This is a genomic window from Sphingosinicella sp. (assembly GCF_013911755.1).
Classification (GTDB): Bacteria; Pseudomonadota; Alphaproteobacteria; order Sphingomonadales; family Sphingomonadaceae; genus Sphingosinicella.
In genome coordinates this window covers 32990-49701 of sequence record NZ_JACESP010000014.1, presented here as the reverse complement: position 1 = coordinate 49701, position 16712 = coordinate 32990, and the positions used below count along the sequence as shown (strand labels likewise).

The following is a 16712-nucleotide window of genomic DNA, read 5'->3' as shown; positions in this document are numbered from 1 at the left end:
TACCAACGAGCAAGCCGCTGCCCGTTTTTTCGGCAGTCCAAGCAGCGCAGTGCCAGCGCCGGTAAGCGGGACATCTCCAGAGACTTATCCACAGGTGCCGGGGACAAGTCATTTCCGTGACAGTTGAGAGCGCCGCCTCCCTCGCCTACATCTGAAGGCGATGGCTGAACCCCCGCAGATTGATCGCTTTTCCGAAGAGCAGGCGACCTTCGCAGTGCGCGGACGCGACACGCCCGATCTCGACGCGGGCGTGGCGGCGATCCGCAACGTGCTGAAGACGCTTCCGGTGCGGCCGGGCGTCTATCGGATGCTCGATGCGGGCGGCGACGTGCTTTATGTCGGCAAGGCGCGCAGCCTGAAGAACCGCGTCACAAACTACACGCAGGTCGCGCGGCTGCCGAAGCGGTTGCAGCGCATGGTGTCGCTGACGCGCGCGATGACGATCGTCACCACCGCGAGCGAGGCCGAGGCGCTGCTGCTCGAAGCGCAGCTCATCAAGCGCTTCCGTCCCGCGTTCAACGTGCTGCTCCGCGACGACAAGAGCTTCCCATTCATCTTCCTGAACGAAGACCACGCCTACCCGCGCATTTCCAAGCACCGCGGCGCGCGCAAGGGCAAAGGCATCTACTTCGGCCCGTTCGCGAGCGCGGGCGCGGTGAACCGCACGCTGAACGCGCTCCAGAAGGTGTTCCTGCTGCGAAGCTGCTCGGACAGCTTCATGGCGAATCGCACGCGTCCCTGCCTGCTTCATCAAATTCGCCGCTGCTCGGCGCCGTGCGTCGACCGCATCGACGCGGCAGGCTACGCGGAGCTTGTCGCCGACGCGAAAGACTTCCTCGCCGGCAAGAGTCAGTCGGTGCAGCGCAAGCTCGGCGAATCGATGCAGGCCGCGGCCGAAAAGCAGGACTACGAACTCGCAGCCGTGTACCGAGACCGTCTGCGCGCGCTCACCTACATCCAGGGCCAGACCGGCACGGCCGAGGGCGTGAAGGACGTCGACGTCATCGCCCTCGCCGAAAAGGCCGGGCAGTTCTCGATCCAGGCCTTCTTCATTCGCGGCGGCCAGAACTGGGGCCACTGCGCGTTCTTCCCGAAGAACACCGCGGGAAGCACCCCGAAGGACGTGATGGGGAGCTTCATCGTGCAGTTCTACGAGGACATGCCGCTGCCGCCGGAGATCCTCGTCGACCGCCTGCCCACCGAATGCGACCTGATCGCCGAGGCGCTCTCCAGCCGCTCGACGCGCAAGGTCGTGATCCGCCAGCCGCAACGCGGCGCGCTCAAACGCCTCGTCGATCAGGCGGCACGCAACGCCGTCGAAGCCCTCGACCGCAACCTCGCCGAGGGCGCGACACAAACCAGGCTGCTCGCCGAGCTTGCAGACATCTTCGAGCTGCCGGAACCGCCGCGTCGTATCGAGGTCTACGACAACAGCCATATTCAGGGCAGCGATGCGGGGGGCGCGATGATCGTCGCGGGGCCGGAAGGCTTCCTCAAGAACAGCTACCGCAAGTTCAACATCAAGGACGCGTCGATCACGCCGGGCGACGATTTCGGCATGATGCGCCACGTGCTCGGCCGCCGTTTCGCGCGGCTGGGCAAGGAAGGCCCCGATCGCAAGGGCAGCGACTGGCCCGACCTCGTACTCATCGACGGCGGCAAGGGGCAACTGTCTGCCGCCATGGACATTCTCGCCGAACAAGGCATCGACGACGTGACGCTCGTCGGCGTCGCCAAGGGGCCGGACAGGAACGCCGGGCGAGAGGTCTTTCACCTGATGGACGGCCGCGAACTCACCCTGCCCCTCAATTCGCCCGTGCTCTTCTACCTCCAGCGCCTGCGCGACGAAGCTCACCGTTTCGCCATCGGCGCGCATCGCGCCAAGCGCAGCAAGGCGATCTCCGCCAATCCGCTCGACGACGTGCCCGGTATCGGCCCGACCCGTAAGCGCGCGCTTCTGATGCACTTCGGCACCGCGAAGGCCGTTCGGTCGGCCGCGCTCGAATCGCTGATGGCGGCGCCCGGCATCTCGAAGGCGATGGCCGAGGTGATCTACGACCACTTCCATCCGCGCGGATAAAGGCTAACGTCGAGCGCGACTCGAATCGGGCCTTTGGGGGGCGCTCTGCATGATGAAGCTCTACACCGCCGCGACGCCCAACGGCTACAAGGCCTCGGTCGCGCTCGAGGAAATGGGCTTCGACTACGACGTCGAGAAGATCGACCTTACCGGCGGGGCGCAGAAGCAGGAGTGGTTCCTCGAGATCAACCCCAACGGCCGCATCCCCGCGCTCGTCCACGACGATTTTCCGATCTTCGAATCGGGTGCGATCATGCTCTATCTCGCCCGGCTTTCCGGCAAATTTTACGGCGCGGACCCGAAGTCGCAGAGCCGCGTCGAGCAGTGGCTGATGTTCCAGATGGGCGGCATCGGCCCGATGATGGGTCAGGCGAACGTCTTCTACCGCTATTTCCCGGAAAAGATTCAGCCCGCGATCGACCGCTACCAGAATGAAGGCCGCCGCCTGTTCGAAGTGCTGGAGCGCCAGCTTTCGCGCACCGAATATCTCGCTGGGGACTATTCGATCGCCGACATGGCAAACTGGTGCTGGGTGCGCACGCACAAATGGTCGGGCATCTCGATCGACGGCTTGCCCAACCTGCAGCGCTGGCTCGAAGCGATCATGGCACGCCCCGCCGTACAGAAAGGCATCACCGTGCCTGAGGACATGCGCGCGCGGATTCGCGACGACGACGAGGATTCGGCTAAGAAATTCGCCGAGCAGGCACGCAAGATCGTGGTGACGGGCAAGCCCGCCTGATCGCTGCACAAGGGGGGAGAATCAGGTATGCAGATGTATCCGCTGACGCTGCTCGGCACGCTCGCCGCGCTGGCCGTTTACGTATGGGCGTCGATCCCGGTCGGGCAGGCACGCGGCAAGCACGGCATCAAGGCACCCGCCGTGACCGGCCATCCCGAGTTCGAGCGCGCCTTCCGCGCGCACCAGAATACGATGGAGCAGATCGTCCTGTTCCTGCCGCTCGTCTGGATCGTGGCGACGCTGTTCGGTGACCTCTGGGGCGGCATCTATTCGGCGGCCTGGGTGGTCGGCCGAATCGCTTACGTGATCGGCTACATCAAGGATGCGGAAAAGCGCGGCGCGGGTTTCCTCATCTCCAGCCTCGCCAGCCTCGCCGCGCTGGTCGGCGCGATCGTGGCGGTGGTGATCGACCTCGTGCGCTAACGGGTATCGCCCTCCACCTTGGGCGGCAGCGCGAAGAGACCGATGAACCGGCCCGCGATTTCCGGATCGCCCGCAACCGTCAGCTCCTCTTCCGCAATGGGCCGCTTGCCATAGAAGACGCGGACAAGCGCCGTCGTTCCCCCTGAAAAGGTGACGTCGGCGTCCGCGGTCTCGCCGCGTCGGATGGAGAGTTCACCGTCCGACAGGTCGGCAACGAACGCATCGTCCGGAAACCGGAACGCGATTCGCGCGCAGAGCGTGGCTGCACGCTTCATGTCGAGCATCGTGCGCAGTGAAAGCATCGTCGAGGCCGGCGAGAGCGGCAGCGATGGGTCGTGCGCGGGCGAGCGTGCCGCCCAGCGGCCCATCGTCTGCAGAATCGGCTCAGCCTCATAACCCCACGGCGTCAGTTCATAGACTGGCACCGACGCTGGTGGTGCGAGCGTTGTTCGCCGCAACACGCCGTGCGCTTCCAGTCCTTCCAGCCGCTGCGTCAGAACATTTGCGCTCACTCCCGGCAGATGCGCCCGAATCTGCCCGAAGCGGCGTGGACCGAACATCAGTTCACGCATCACGAGCAGCGCCCAGCGCTCTCCCACCAGTTCCAGTGCCAGTGCAGCGCCGCACGCATCGTCGTACCAACGTAAACCGGCCGTCGCATTTTTAGTTACTTTTTGTAATTTCATAGTTGCTTTTTATAACCGATATGTCAGCCTCTGCATACACGCATAAAGGGAGAGGTCATGTGATGCAGCAGCCTGTCATCACCACATTCGGGTGGGTTCCGGAATTTGCACGTGGGTTCGTCCGCGATTTGCGTCCGCGATGGGCCTTCGAAGAGGTCGGCCAGCCCTACACAGTCGATTACATCGACATCGAATTCTCGAAGACCCAGGCCCACCGCGCCTTTCAACCGTTCGGCCAGGTGCCGACGTACCGGGACGACGAGGTCGAGATATTCGAATCGGGCGCAATGGTGCTGCGTATCGCCGAGCGCGCTGGCAAACTCATCCCCGCGGAAACGCCGGGCCGTATGAAAGCGACGCAGTGGTTGATCGCGGCGCTCAACACGGTCGAACCGCGCGTCATGGCGCTCGCGATCAACGACCTGTTCGAAGCCGATCAGTCGTGGTCGAAGGATCGCCGCCCTGTCGTTGTCGCGACGCTCGATAGCGGCCTTGCCGATCTCGCCGAAGCGCTGGGGGACAAAATCTGGCTTGACGGAGACATGTTCACCGTGGGCGATCTGATGATGGTGTCCGTGCTTGGTGGCCTTCGTGGCACTGGCGTCCTCGATCGCCATCCCCGCATTGCCGCCTATGTCGAACGCGGCGAAGCACGCCCCGCGCACAGGAAGGCGATGGCCGATCATCTCGCCGCGTTCGCCGACGCCGCTGCCGCTTGAGGACCAGGAGAAAAAACATGCGTTACGTCGAAGGATTCGTCATCGCCGTTCCCACTGCGAACAAGGAGGTTTTCCGCGCCCATGCCGCGGCCGCCGCGCCGCTGTTCAAGGAATTTGGCGCCTCGCGCGTCGTGGAATGCTGGGGCAACGACGTGCCTCCGGGAAAGGTCAACGATTTTGCGGGTGCCGTGCAGGCAAAGGCCGATGAAACCGTCGTATTCTCGTGGTTGGAATATCCCGACAAGGCCGCCCGCGATGCTGCAAAAAAACGCATGATGACGGACGAGCGCATGGAGGCGATGGGCGAGATGCCGTTCGACGGTATGCGCATGATCTTCGCCGGCTTCCTCCCGCAGGTAGAAGTCGGGGCAGGCGGCGACTGCGGCTATGTTGACGGGTTCATTCTCTCCGTACCCGACGGCAACAAGGAAGCCTATTTCGTCATGGCGCGCGACGCCTCGGCGGTGTTCCTGGACCACGGCGCGACGCGTTTCGTCGAATGCTGGGGCGACGACGTGCCCGACGGCAAGGTCACCGATTATCGCCGTGCCGCGCACGCGAAGGACGGCGAAACCGTCGTCTTTTCGTGGATCGAATGGCCATCCAAGGCTGCGCGCGACACAGGCGTGAAGGCGACGATGGAAGACCCGCGCATGAAGGTGGCGCCCGAAACCATGCCGTTCGACGGCGCCCGCATGATCTTCGGCGGCTTCGAACCGATCGTCGATGCCTGAACAGCGGCGGCGCGGATGCTAATCCTGCTCTGCGCCGAACAGAATGCTGGCGTTCACCGAGCGGATCTTCGTCCGCTCCTCTTCGCCTATATCGAGCTTCGCCAGCGCATCCAGTGACTGATCGAGCGAAATCTGGGGATAGTCCGAACCGAGCGTGATCCGATCGATTCCGATGTTGCGTAATGTCCAGATAAACTCGCCTTCAAGCGGGGAATCGGCGACCAGCGTGACCGTTGCGGAAACATCGAAGTAGATGTTGTCGTAGAAGTAGCCTTTCGCCGTCCGCAACAGCGCGATCAGGTTCCAGTACCGAAAGTTCATCCCCCCGATGTGCGTGAACAGGAAGCGCGTCTTGGAATTTCGCACCGCGAGGTTCAGCAGCTTCTCGTTGTCGCCGGGGATAATGCCGGCGTTGTCGATCATGACGACAATCCCGGCTTCTCCCGCGCGTTCGCAGAGTGCCGAAACGCGTGGATCGGTCACGTCGAACCCCTGCGTCAGCGGGTGAATCTTGATGGCGCGAATGCCGAGCGCGGCGAGCCTGTCGATCTCGGCAAGCGCGGCGTCGCCGTCATGTGGATGCACTGACGCGATAGGCAGCATCCGGGGATATTTCGACACCAGGCGGATGAGATCGTCGTTGCGCTGCCGGGTGCGGGCAGGCTCCCCGGCCTTCGCCATCAGCATGCCTCCGAGGCGCGCCAGATCTCGTTTCGAAGCTTGCGCCTGCGCGAGATAGGCGCGGATAGAGGCTTCGCCATCCTCGACATGGACGTGGACATCGAACGTGTCTTCGCGCGCGGCGGCGGTCAGGGGGAAAAGCAGCGGCAACAGCGCCAGAGCCAGTCGTTTCATCGTTTCAGTAGAACCGGTCCGCGGATGCACCGCCAGCGACTTCCGCCGAACCGGGCGCATCGAACGATCGTCTGCCGGCCGTGCTACCCGCCGCACCGCTTCAGGAAATCCTCGATCAACGCCATGTCGGGGCGGGCGAGCAGCGTCATCGCCGTCCCCTGCCCCGCCAGCGTCACGCGCTTCCCCGCCCAGTCGCGCACGAACGTCGGCGGCAGGCCGGCGCGGGCGACGACCATCATTTCTCCGGAAGGATGATACTGGACGGAGGCCATGAGCGGCGTGACCTTGTCCGGCGGACCAACCAGGAGCTGGGTGCGCGTCCCTTCGGCGACGGACGTGCGTGAATCGGCCGTAAAAAACGCGAGTTCGAAAACCTTCGCGTCCCGGTCGCAAACCGCGAACAGGTCGATGTCGTCGCTGTTCGGCACGCCGTAAACGAGCTTCGCCGCATTGCCTTCGGATGCGTCGGCGTCGAAGATCGCCCAGCTGCGATTGTAGGTCGGCTGTCGTGTCGCGCAGGCCGCGACGAGCAGGAGCAGCGTTATGATGCCGAGGCGCTTCATATGCCGCGAAACTCCGCGAATTCGGCAAGCGGGACGCGCTTTGCATGGAGCTTGTTGGCAGGATCGTCGGGGTCTTTCCAGCCGATCGCCATGCCGGTGAACAGCATCCATGCGTCGGGCGCGCCGAGGAACGTGCCGATCGTTTTGGGATACATAGCCCAGCACTCCTGCGGGCAGGAATCGAGCCCCGCTTCGCGCAGCAGCAGCATCACGTTTTCAAGGTACATTCCCAGATCTGACCACTGCGGCGGTCCCATCGTGCGGCTCACGTAGCAGAACAGCGCAACGGGCGCGCCGAAGAACATGAAATTGCGGGCGAACCAGCGCCGCCGCGCTTCGCGGTCCTCGCGTGGAATCCCGATATGGCCATACATGTCCTCGCCGACCTGAAAGCGGCGCGAGGCGTAGGGTTCGCCGAGCGCCTTCGGGTAGATGTCGTACTCCATCTCCTCGCCGCGCGGCGCTTCGACGATGCGCGCCGCCATGATCTCCTTCAGCCGTGTCAGTTCGTCGCCGCCGACGGCGTATATATGCCACGGCTGCAGGTTGCCGCCCGACGGTGCACGTGCTGCCTTTTCGATGATCTCGCGCAGCCATGCGGGATCGACAGGCCGGTCGAGGAAGCCGCGCACCGAGCGGCGGGTTGCAATCGCTTCACTGACGTTCACTTCGATTCCCAAAGCCATGTTGAGCAGGCGCATACGATAGCCTAACGTCTGCCCATGCTGTCCAGCCTCCCCAATCTGCTCACGCTCTCGCGCATCCTTGCGGTGCCCCTCCTTGTCGTGCTGATGTGGAATGCGAACTGGTTCGGCTATCTTATCGCATTCATTGTCTTCTGTATCGCGGGGGCGACCGATTATCTGGATGGATATCTCGCCCGCGCGCAGGGCACGGTTTCAAAGCTCGGCGTGTTTCTCGATCCGATCGCGGACAAGATCATGGTGGCGGGCGCGATCATCATGCTTGTGGAGAACGATATCGTTCGCGGCTGGACGGTGATTGCCGCGATCATCATCCTCATTCGCGAGATCACGGTTTCCGGTCTTCGCGAATATCTCGCAGGAATTCAGGTCTCCGTGCCCGTCAGCCAGCTCGCCAAGTGGAAGACGGCATTTCAGATGATATCGCTCGGCGCGCTCATCCTCGCGGGCGCGGCCGAAATCCGGTTCACGTGGCTCCCGGCCTACGAGGTGGGTGTAGCCTCGCTGTGGGCCGCCGCGATCCTTACGCTCGTCACCGGCTACGACTATCTGAGGGTCGGCCTCAAGCACATGGCGTGAACCGGTGAAGATCAGTCTCCTCTATTTCGCCTGGGTGCGTGAACGCATCGGCCTCGACGGTGAAACGCGTGACCTCGCCGCGGCAACGGTGGGCGAAGCACTCGCCGCGCTTTCCGCGCTGGGGGACGGCTATGCCGCCGCTTTCGCCGAACCGCACCGCCTGCGCTTCGCTCTCGACCAGGATTTTGTCGACGCAGACGCGGTGCTTCGCGAAGGCGCGGAGCTGGCCATCTTTCCGCCCGTGACCGGCGGATGATCACCGTCCGCGTCCAGACCGAAGCATTCGATCTGGCGGCGGAAACGCGCGCGCTTTCGGACGGCCGCACCGATATCGGCGCAATCGCGAGCTTCGTCGGCCTCGTGCGCGGCGGCGAGATCGAGGCGATGACGCTGGAGCACTATCCGGCGATGACGACGAAGGCGCTCGAAGCGATTGCTGGCGAAGCCCGCCGCCGATGGCCGCTGCTAGGCGGAACAGTCATTCATCGGCACGGCAGGCTGCTTCCGGGCGACCCCATCGTGCTCGTCGCCATCGCCGCCGCGCACCGCGGCGACGCCTTCGACGCCTGCGCGTTCATCATGGACTATCTGAAGACGGGCGCGCCGTTCTGGAAGAAGGAAGAAACCGGTGGCGAAAGCCGCTGGGTCGAGGCCAGGGCCGAAGACGACACCGCGCGCGATCGCTGGAACTAGGCGCCGAAACTAGGGCGCTGGCGGCGGTTCTTCGGGCGCGTCTTCCGTAATCGCCTTGTTGATCCGATCCGAAAGCGCGCGCGCGGCGGCACGAATACCCTCCGCGTCCTCGGGTGTGTTGGCGATCACATTGCCGAGCTGGCCGAGCAGCGCCGCCGCCCGCGCGACGTCGATCCGTTCGCCGCGCATCACGGCCTCCGCGTCCGGCCCGAGCAGGACCGAGAGATCGACCTGCGCGGCGGCGTCCGCCTCTTCGCGCGCGCGCCGTTCCTCGGCCTGCCGCTCGGATATCTGGCGGACTTCCGGCAGCGCCTCCATCATGAACTCGTGCCACATCGCGGCGGGCATCGTGGAGCCGAGCACGCCGTTCATCGGCGAATTGTTGTCGTTGCCGACCCAGACGCCGACGACGAGATCGCCCGCGAAGCCCACGAAGATCGCGTCACGCGAATCCTGCGTCGTGCCGGTCTTGCCGAAGGCCGCGACCGGCAGCTTCGCGCGTGTGCCCGTGCCGTAGTCGATCGTCGCGCGCATCATCTCGCGCAGCGCCGCGCGCTCGGGGAAGCTGTCCCCGCCAAGCGCGCGGAGGCGTGTCATCACGCCCTCGTCACGCGGCGGCGGCGAGACCGCATAGGGCACAACCGGCGGCGTACCGCCCGCAACCGCCGCGTAAGCCGACGTGAGATCGAGCAGCGACATCGTGGAGGTGCCAAGCGCGATCGTGAGGTCGTCGCCGATTTCGTCCTTGATGCCGAGGTCGCGCGCCGCCCTGCGGATCGCCCCTGCCCCGACCTCGTTCGCCAGCCGCGCCGCCGCGACGTTGGAGGAGAGCGCGAAGGCACGCTTCAGTGTGATGGGGCCGCGATACTTGCCGTCGTTGTTCTTGGGGCTCCAGTCGCCGATGGTGACGGGCTCGTCCTCGATCTCGGTATCGACGTCCATGCCGCTGCGCAGCGCGGCGAGGTAGACAAACAGTTTGAACGCGGAGCCCGGCTGCCGCTTCGCCTGCACCGCGCGGTTGAATTCGCTCTTCTGATAGTCTCTGCCGCCGACCATGGCGACAACGCGCCCATCCGGGTGCATGGCGACGATCGCCGCCTCGCCGACATCGTGCCAGCCCGCACGGTCCAGGTTGCGCTTTACCACGCGCTCGGCGAGCTTCTGGAGGCGGCTGTCGAGCGTCGTCGCGACCTTCACCTCGCCGAATGTGTCGGGCGTGCTGTTGGCGGCCTCCGCCCACGCCCAGTCTGCGAAGTAGCTCCCGGTCGGCAGGCCCTTCCGGCCCGGACGCAGCGCCGCGCGCCGCGCGCCGCGCCACTCCGCGTCGGTGATGAGACCCTGTTCCTTCATCGCGGCGATGACGAGCTTTCCACGTTCGCGCGCCGCGTCGTAGTCGTTGGTCGGCGCAAGCCGCGACGGCGCCTTCACGAGACCCGCGAGCATCGCCGCCTCGCCGAGCGTGAGCTGCTCGGGTTCCTTGCTGAAATACTGCTCCGACGCTGCGCGCAGGCCGTAAGCCCCGTCGCCGAAATAGACGCTGGAGAGATAGCGCGAGAGGATCTCCTCCTTCGTCAGCCAGGCTTCCAGCCAGAAGGCGATAATCACCTCCTGCGCCTTGCGCGTCAGACTGCGATCAAGGCTGAGGAAGCTCGTCTTGGCGAGCTGCTGCGTGATCGTGGAGCCGCCCTGCACGACGCGGCCGGCCGCCGCGTTCGCCTGCGCGGCGCGCAGGATTCCGCGGATATCGATGCCGATGTGATCGTAGAAGCGCCGGTCCTCGATCGCGACGAAGGCCTCCCCAACGTGATCGGGCAGTTTCGTCACATCCACCGGCTCCGCCTTGAAGCTACCCCGGCGCGCGATCGGCGTGCCGTCGGCGGCGGTCAGCACCAGCGCGGGCGTTTCCAGCGGTTCGAGTGCCTTGCCGAGCGGCGCCGTGATCGCCAGCCACGCAACGATGCCGAAGAACACGAGCAGCAGGCCCGCCGCGATCTTGGGGAGCCAACGCAGCCAGCGGGAACGCGGCTTCGGTTCTTCAGGCGGCTGTAGCGTCTCCTGCCCGCCGAACTCTGCGTTCCATGCGCGGTAATCATCCGGATCGAGCGACTCGACGCGCGGGCGGCGGAAAATCATTGCGGAGTCGCCATTCTCATACTGTCATACTTACGCAAAACAGTGGCCCGTTCAATCGTCGTGGGCGGCCGATGGGACAATGCGTGGTGGGCCCGGAGGGACTCGAACCCCCAACCTAGCCGTTATGAGCGGCCAGCTCTAACCATTGAGCTACAGGCCCGTCGCCCCGCTTTTCCCCCGCGCCGGACGACCGCAGCGCTTAGACGCTCGCGGGCTGCTCCGCAAGAGCGGCGGGCTTTCCGTCGCGTTGGGCATGGGCCGCCGCGACGACCTCCTCGACGCTGGCGGGCTTCACCCCCGCGCGCGTCAGCGTCGTCAGCACGCCGTCCCACCAGGCATAGAAATCGGCGAGGTCGCGGGCGTCGCGCACATAGGGCGTGTGGCCCGGCTCCACCGAAGGCGAATGGAAGGAGATGGAGAAGATCTGCGTTCCCGCCTCGACGAGCAGCTCGATCGCTTGGATTGCCTCATCGAGCGGTATGCCTTCTGGCGTCAGCGCCACGCGGCCGAGTAGCGAGGTGCGCGAGAGGAGACCGTTCAGGCGCGGCACGCGCGTTGCCAGTTCAAAAGCTCGCTCACCGAACACGCGCAAACCGCCGGTGAAGGTGGACGTCAGCGGAAGTTCGAGGAGCCTGCGTTCCGGCCCGGTCCAGTAAAGCTGCGGGCGGATGTTGCGGAAACTGGGGCCGCCTTCGTCACTGTAGTCGAAATAGGGCCGAACCGACACGTCCATCCGGTAGCCGAGTTCGTCGAGCAACGCCTCCGTGTTCGGCCCCACGCCATAGCGCCCTGCCCTGTAGACGATCGGCGCCGCGCCGAAATTTTCGTCGATGGCCTCGGTCAGCGCCTTGATCTTGGCGCGCTCCACCTCGCGCGGCAGGTTGCCGGGGAAGCTGTTCGGGCCGCCGACGCGTTCGAGGAACGGCGGGTTCACCCACGGATGCAGCTGCGTGCCGATTGTGGCGCCGTCATTTTCCGAGAGCGCGCGCAACACCTCGACGCTCTCGGGGGTCGTCGCCACAGGATAGTCGACCATGTACGCAGGCTTGATGTCGAAGCCGCGCATCAGGCTGTGCACCTTGGGCAGCGACTTCACCGATTTCACCGATGTCGAATCGCGACTCTTCGGCTGCGTCCAGTCGAACTCCTCTTCGGTATCAACGAAAACGAGCACGCGCTGGCCGAATTCGGGGCCGAACGAGATGTATTGTTTTTCGAGGGGGGCCAGCATGTCGCGACAATAAGCGTTCGGACGTTTCCGGCAAGTAAAGCTGCAGAAAAGGGAGGCCCTGAAACGGGTTAGGTCCCCGGCTTCTTGGGAGGGAGGGAGGTGAAGCCGGGGACCCGTCTACCGAGGCCCGCGGGGAGGGAGGGGAGCGGGCCTTCGATTTCCGTTGCAGCGGTGTGTTGCTGCGTTGGGAGTGATGTACGGGAACCCCGGCCTATTGTGCACTGCCGCAAATCACAATGCAGCTATGCGTCCAGCGCATAACTCTCGTCGATGTCGAGCGTCGCGGGGGTCATTTTCTCGATGAGAAAATCACGCAAGATTTTGATTCGTATCGCATTTCTAAGTTCAGGCACGTAGACGAAATAGGTGCGGAACACAGGGCCCTGTACGTCCGGCAGGATCACCTTCACGCGCCCGGACGCGCGGATCAAATAGCTCGGCAATGCTGCAATGCCCACACCCGCTTCGACCGCCTGCAAAATGCCAAACACACTGTTGACGACGAGCACGGGACGGCGCGGCGGCCCCTGATGGCCGACATCCTGAATCCAGTTGACCCCGCGAATCGTCGAAGGCGCCGTTTCGCCGAAGGCGATAATGCGATGATGGTCGAGATCGGCGATCGTCTGCGGCACGCCATGGCGCGCGAAATACTCGGGAGAACCGCACAGACGGTAGCGGATCGCTGCAAGCTGTCGCTGGACGAGATCGTTCTGCGTCGAAGGATGAAAGCGGATGGCGACGTCCGCCTCGCGCTTCTGAAGGTCGAGATCGTCGTCCGTGAGCACCATGTTGATCTGGATGTCCGGGTAACGCTCCAGAAACTCGGGAAGCATGGTCGGCAGCCAGGTCGATCCGAACGACATCGTCGTCGTGAGCCTGATTTCGCCGGTCGGCCGGTCTTTCGAAAGGTCGATCGCCTGCCGCGTCCGCTCGACCCGCTCGAACATCTCGGTTGTCGTCGCGGCAAGTTGCTCGCCCTCGTGCGTCATCGCCAGGCCGCGCGCATGGCGGTGGAACAGCTTGGCGCCGAGCGTCTCTTCGAGCGACGCGATCTGACGCGAGAGCGCCGGCTGGCTCATGCCCAGCCGGCGCGAGGCCTCGGTAAAGCTGCCCGCTTCCGATACCGTGTGAAAAAGCCTGAGCTTTTCCCAGTCGAGCACGGCTACTCGGCCGCTTCCGCGAGCCCGGCTTCGTGGTGCGCGAGGAAGCGCTCGGCCTCAAGCGCCGCCATGCAGCCCATGCCCGCTGCCGTCACGGCCTGGCGGAACACCTTGTCCTTCACGTCGCCTGCCGCGAACACGCCGGGCACGGACGTCGCCGTGCTGTCGGGCGCGGTAAGGATATAGCCCTCCCCGTCCATGTTCAGCTTGCCTTTGAACAGCGCCGTCGCCGGATCGTGGCCGATCGCGATGAACAGGCCGTCGACATCGAGCGCACGGTCGGCCGCACCGTTCGTACCGCGCAGCTTGATGCCGGTAACGCCCAGCGGATCACTGGCGCCGATCACCTCGGCAACCTCTGCGTTCCACACCGCCTCGACCTTCGGATTGGCGAGCAGGCGGGCCTGGTTCGTCTTGTCCGCGCGCAGTTCGTCGCGGCGGTGGATGAGATAAACCTTTTGCGCGAAGTTGGTGAGGAACAGCGCTTCCTCCACGGCGGTGTTGCCGCCGCCGACCACCGCGACGGTCTTGCCGCGATAGAAGAACCCGTCGCAGGTCGCGCAAGCCGAAACGCCGAAGCCGCGAAAGCGGCCCTCGCTTTCAAGTCCAAGCCAGCGCGCCTGTGCGCCGGTCGCGATCACGACCGTCTCGGCAAGGTAGGTGGTCCCCGAATCGAGCGTCAGGCGGAACGGCCGGCGCGAAAAGTCCACGTCGGTAACGATGTCATCGACGATCTCGGCGCCCACGTGCTTCGCCTGCGCCGCCATTTTCTCCATGAGGTCGGGGCCCATGATCACCGATTCGCCCGGCCAGTTCTCGACATCGGTGGTGATGGTAAGCTGTCCGCCCGGCTGCAGGCCCCGGATGATGACGGGATTGAGCGCCGCGCGCGCCGCATAAACGCCGGCTGTATATCCGGCCGGACCCGAACCGATCACCGCAACGCGAACCTGCTTCGTCTCGCCCATCACACCTCATCCCTGCTGCCGAAAAGTCGGACAGGAGATGTAGTCTCTGGATGCGCGAATTACGAGGCCTCGCTTGCGTCTTCATCCTGGCGCTGCGGCGGCTGCCCGAGCGGGATGGAAAGCTCGAAAACGTGCGGCGCGAGCCGGAACGTACCACCCACGGTCGCGGCAAGGCTGCCGACCAGCTTGAGCCCGAAGCCGACACCCAGAATGGGCGCCGCATCCTCACCGCGAGGGATGCCCGCAGGATCGAACAGTTCATCCTCGCTCTTGCCAAGCGTGGCACGCGGCCGGGTCACCGCGACGCGAAGGGCGCTACCCTCGGCCTGCACGATCACCAACACCGCTTCGTCCGTTGCCGCAGAGGCAACCGCCGCGGTGAGCAGCCGCGCCAGCGCGCGCTCAAAGACCGAGGAATCCGAAGCCACGGCGGGGATATTGTCGGCAATGAACGGCACCAGCGCCACGCGGCGGTCGGCGGCGAGCCCTTCGTAACGCGTAACCACTTCACGGGCCTTCGCGCCCGCGTCGAACGTGCCGAGTCCGGGCCGGTAACGCCCCTGCTCGATGCGCGCGGCATCCGAGAGGTCGTCGAACGCGCTCAGCAGCTTTTCGGCCTGCTTCAGGATATTGCCCGCCTGCGATCGGTATTCGACTCCCGCTTCGCCCAGGATTTCCCCTTCGATCAGCTGCGCGAAGCCGATGATGGCGTTGAGCGGCGTGCGCACCTCGTGCGCCATCGTCGCGAACGCTTCGCTCGAGGCGCCGGTGCCGAAGAGGCCCGCCGCCTGCGACGCCGCCGCGGCAATGCGCTCGGGCGGATCGAGCGCGATCGCGCTTCCCCAATAGCCCGTAAAACGCCCGGTCTTGCGGTCGAACTGCGGCAGGCCGGACATGCGCCAGCGCCCCGGAAGCCCAAGCTCCGGCTGGCAGGTCACGATCACGTCACGGAACGGCACGCGCCGCTCCGCCGCGCGGCGCACCTGCCCGCTGCCGTCCGGCGTGTCGAACTCGACAAGCCAGTGGCCGACAAGCTGCGGCGGGGTCGCCGGGCTTTCGATTAGAATGCCCTGCTCGTCGCAGCGCCATGTCCAGCGGCGTTCCAGTTCCTCGACCGGGCTTTCGCGCGGTTCCGGGGCAGTGTCTTCCGCGGTCTTGCCCGCTTCAGGCCCATGCCCGCGCGAACGGAAAGCCGAGATACGGTCCAGCAGCTCCTTTATCTGGCTGCGCCCCGATTCGAGCGCCGGGGCGGCCGGTTCATCGAGCACTGCGGGCGGCATCGCGGGCGCGAAGCGGGCCTTGTCGACCACGGCGGCGGGCGTCGCGGCAATCGCGGCATCGGGGACGAACAGCCGTGCAGCCCCGCCCCCGGCGGCAGCGCCCGCGCGCCCCGAGAGCAGTTCTCGCACTGGCCCCGGCAGATCGCGGCGCGAGAGCATCCCCGCATGGAGATGTTTGGGAGCGCGCCTTGCCAGGCGCCACCATTCGGGCTCGTCGAGGCGCGCGACCTGCAGCATCCTGTCGTAGTGGTGCGAAACATGGCCCCGGAACAGACGCAGATGCAGGCTCCGCGCACCCGCGCGCGCCGCCTTGTCGATCATCGCATTCCTCAGCGATTCGGGCACATCCCGGCTCAGCCGCGACAGTGCCCGCAGCGCACGCCGCCGCAGCCGCGCGTCCGCGCAATCCCGGCGCTGGAGCGACAGGTCGATGAGCTGACGAAAGGCAGCCGCGCGGGCGTCGGGGGAATCCCGCTCCGCCAGCGCAACGGCCGTTCTTATTGTATCGTCGTGGCGCATCGCGGAGTCGCGGAGTCCTTTCGGGAACGTAATGTGTCCCGTTCCGCGGGAATTTTGAAGTCTTCCGGTTAAATCCGCCTTTACGGCGTGTTCGAATTGCGCTTCTTCGCAACTATATTATAACCATTTGCAACAAATCATTGAAAGGTTGCGGCGAATGCCGTCGAATCGACATATTATCGACGAAACTGACCGGATCGTTTTGAAAAGCCTTCAGGATGAGGGGCGGCTCACCAACGTCGATCTCGCCGCGCGCGCTGGGCTTACCGCGCCGCCGACGCTCCGCCGCGTCCGCGCGCTCGAAACCGCCGGCATCATCCGCGGCTATCATGCCGACCTCAATCCCGAGGCCCTCGGCTACAGCATCATGGTCTTCGCGATGGTCAGCCTGAAGAGTCAGGCAGAAAACGACCTACGCGCCTTCGAGGAGCACGTCGCCCAGCTCCCGCCGGTTCGCGAATGCCACATGCTGAATGGCGAGATCGATTTTATCCTGAAAATCGTCGCGCACGACCTTCAGGAGTTTCAGCGCTTCCTCACCGCGCATCTCACCTCGGCGCCGAATGTCGAGCACGTGAAAACGTCGCTCACAATCCGCACCTCGAAGAACCAGCCAGGCATTCCCGTCGACGACGCCTGA

At 64.9% G+C, this 16712-nt stretch carries 18 protein-coding genes, 1 tRNA gene and 1 pseudogene; 10 read left to right on the top strand and 10 right to left on the bottom strand.

The window, feature by feature from the left end; all coding sequences use genetic code 11:
- Nucleotides 1-160: 160 nt before the first annotated feature.
- From uvrC to H2052_RS11030, 3 genes are read left to right on the top strand one after another with little or no spacing between them, the layout of a single operon-like run.
- Nucleotides 161-2080 carry an excinuclease ABC subunit UvrC gene (gene uvrC, locus H2052_RS11040; RefSeq protein WP_293781557.1) on the top strand — a complete coding sequence of 640 codons (1920 nt, stop codon included), beginning with the start codon at nucleotides 161-163 and terminating at the stop codon, nucleotides 2078-2080.
- Between the two features lie 49 nt (nucleotides 2081-2129).
- A complete protein-coding gene (locus H2052_RS11035) occupies nucleotides 2130-2822 on the top strand; it encodes a thiol:disulfide oxidoreductase (protein WP_293781555.1) in 693 nt (230 codons plus the stop codon).
- A gap of 27 nt (nucleotides 2823-2849) precedes the next feature.
- The gene (locus H2052_RS11030) at nucleotides 2850-3245 is read left to right on the top strand and encodes an MAPEG family protein (RefSeq protein ID WP_293781553.1); all 396 of its coding nucleotides are present in this window, start codon (nucleotides 2850-2852) and stop codon (nucleotides 3243-3245) included.
- On the opposite strand, the gene H2052_RS11025 is transcribed toward H2052_RS11030, so the two are convergent.
- Nucleotides 3242-3931: a winged helix-turn-helix transcriptional regulator gene (locus H2052_RS11025; protein ID WP_293781551.1), complete on the bottom strand. Its 690-nt coding sequence runs from the start codon at nucleotides 3929-3931 to the stop codon at nucleotides 3242-3244. The two genes, H2052_RS11030 and H2052_RS11025, sit on opposite strands and share 4 nt — an antisense overlap.
- A 62-nt stretch (nucleotides 3932-3993) precedes the next feature.
- Here H2052_RS11025 and H2052_RS11020 point away from each other — a divergent pair, with 62 nt between their 5' ends.
- The 3 genes and pseudogenes from H2052_RS11020 (at nucleotide 3994) to H2052_RS11010 (ending at nucleotide 5384) form a co-directional block, all read left to right on the top strand.
- A complete protein-coding gene (locus H2052_RS11020; protein ID WP_293781549.1) occupies nucleotides 3994-4650 on the top strand; it encodes a glutathione S-transferase family protein in 657 nt (218 codons plus the stop codon).
- Between the two features lie 17 nt (nucleotides 4651-4667).
- Nucleotides 4668-4961, top strand: a pseudogene (locus tag H2052_RS11015) (DUF1428 domain-containing protein); the annotation flags it as partial.
- A gap of 18 nt (nucleotides 4962-4979) precedes the next feature.
- Nucleotides 4980-5384, top strand: a complete 405-nt coding sequence (locus H2052_RS11010; RefSeq protein ID WP_293781667.1) for a DUF1428 domain-containing protein — start codon at nucleotides 4980-4982, stop codon at nucleotides 5382-5384.
- Between the two features lie 18 nt (nucleotides 5385-5402).
- On the opposite strand, the gene H2052_RS11005 is transcribed toward H2052_RS11010, so the two are convergent.
- The 3 genes from H2052_RS11005 to H2052_RS10995 are packed head-to-tail and all read right to left on the bottom strand — an operon-like array spanning nucleotide 5403 to nucleotide 7503.
- The gene (locus tag H2052_RS11005; protein ID WP_293781547.1) at nucleotides 5403-6299 is read right to left on the bottom strand and encodes an amidohydrolase family protein; all 897 of its coding nucleotides are present in this window, start codon (nucleotides 6297-6299) and stop codon (nucleotides 5403-5405) included.
- 23 nt (nucleotides 6300-6322) lie between these two features.
- Nucleotides 6323-6802: a hypothetical protein gene (locus H2052_RS11000; RefSeq protein ID WP_293781545.1), complete on the bottom strand. Its 480-nt coding sequence runs from the start codon at nucleotides 6800-6802 to the stop codon at nucleotides 6323-6325.
- The gene (locus tag H2052_RS10995; RefSeq protein WP_366484465.1) at nucleotides 6799-7503 is read right to left on the bottom strand and encodes a nitroreductase; all 705 of its coding nucleotides are present in this window, start codon (nucleotides 7501-7503) and stop codon (nucleotides 6799-6801) included. Before H2052_RS10995 ends, H2052_RS11000 begins: the two co-directional genes overlap by 4 nt.
- A gap of 24 nt (nucleotides 7504-7527) precedes the next feature.
- On the opposite strand from H2052_RS10995, the gene pgsA reads away from it, so the two are divergent.
- Genes pgsA through H2052_RS10980 form a run of 3 tightly spaced genes read left to right on the top strand, consistent with a single transcriptional unit; the run spans nucleotide 7528 to nucleotide 8778 of the window.
- The gene (gene pgsA, locus H2052_RS10990; protein ID WP_293781663.1) at nucleotides 7528-8085 is read left to right on the top strand and encodes a CDP-diacylglycerol--glycerol-3-phosphate 3-phosphatidyltransferase; all 558 of its coding nucleotides are present in this window, start codon (nucleotides 7528-7530) and stop codon (nucleotides 8083-8085) included.
- 4 nt (nucleotides 8086-8089) lie between these two features.
- Nucleotides 8090-8341 (top strand): molybdopterin converting factor subunit 1, encoded by a 252-nt coding sequence (moaD, locus tag H2052_RS10985; RefSeq protein WP_293781543.1) that lies wholly within the window; start codon nucleotides 8090-8092, stop codon nucleotides 8339-8341.
- Nucleotides 8338-8778, top strand: coding sequence for a molybdenum cofactor biosynthesis protein MoaE (locus tag H2052_RS10980; protein ID WP_293781541.1), 441 nt, complete (start codon nucleotides 8338-8340; stop codon nucleotides 8776-8778). Before moaD ends, H2052_RS10980 begins: the two co-directional genes overlap by 4 nt.
- 9 nt (nucleotides 8779-8787) lie before the next feature.
- Here H2052_RS10980 and H2052_RS10975 read toward each other — a convergent pair whose 3' ends face one another.
- The 6 genes from H2052_RS10975 to H2052_RS10950 all read right to left on the bottom strand — a co-directional run bounded on the left by H2052_RS10975 (nucleotide 8788) and on the right by H2052_RS10950 (nucleotide 16072).
- Complete coding sequence (locus H2052_RS10975; RefSeq protein ID WP_293781539.1) at nucleotides 8788-10911, bottom strand: PBP1A family penicillin-binding protein; 2124 nt, start codon at nucleotides 10909-10911, stop codon at nucleotides 8788-8790.
- 84 nt (nucleotides 10912-10995) lie between these two features.
- A tRNA-Ile gene (locus H2052_RS10970) sits at nucleotides 10996-11071 on the bottom strand.
- A 39-nt stretch (nucleotides 11072-11110) separates the two neighbouring features.
- Nucleotides 11111-12142 (bottom strand): polysaccharide deacetylase family protein, encoded by a 1032-nt coding sequence (locus H2052_RS10965; RefSeq protein ID WP_293781537.1) that lies wholly within the window; start codon nucleotides 12140-12142, stop codon nucleotides 11111-11113.
- Between the two features lie 242 nt (nucleotides 12143-12384).
- The gene (locus H2052_RS10960; protein WP_293781535.1) at nucleotides 12385-13305 is read right to left on the bottom strand and encodes a LysR family transcriptional regulator; all 921 of its coding nucleotides are present in this window, start codon (nucleotides 13303-13305) and stop codon (nucleotides 12385-12387) included.
- 2 nt (nucleotides 13306-13307) lie between these two features.
- The gene (gene trxB / locus H2052_RS10955) at nucleotides 13308-14273 is read right to left on the bottom strand and encodes a thioredoxin-disulfide reductase (protein WP_293781533.1); all 966 of its coding nucleotides are present in this window, start codon (nucleotides 14271-14273) and stop codon (nucleotides 13308-13310) included.
- Between the two features lie 59 nt (nucleotides 14274-14332).
- Nucleotides 14333-16072 carry a HAMP domain-containing sensor histidine kinase gene (locus H2052_RS10950; protein WP_293781531.1) on the bottom strand — a complete coding sequence of 580 codons (1740 nt, stop codon included), beginning with the start codon at nucleotides 16070-16072 and terminating at the stop codon, nucleotides 14333-14335.
- A gap of 157 nt (nucleotides 16073-16229) precedes the next feature.
- Between H2052_RS10950 and H2052_RS10945 the strand changes: the two genes are divergently transcribed.
- Complete coding sequence (locus H2052_RS10945) at nucleotides 16230-16712, top strand: Lrp/AsnC family transcriptional regulator (RefSeq protein WP_293781529.1); 483 nt, start codon at nucleotides 16230-16232, stop codon at nucleotides 16710-16712.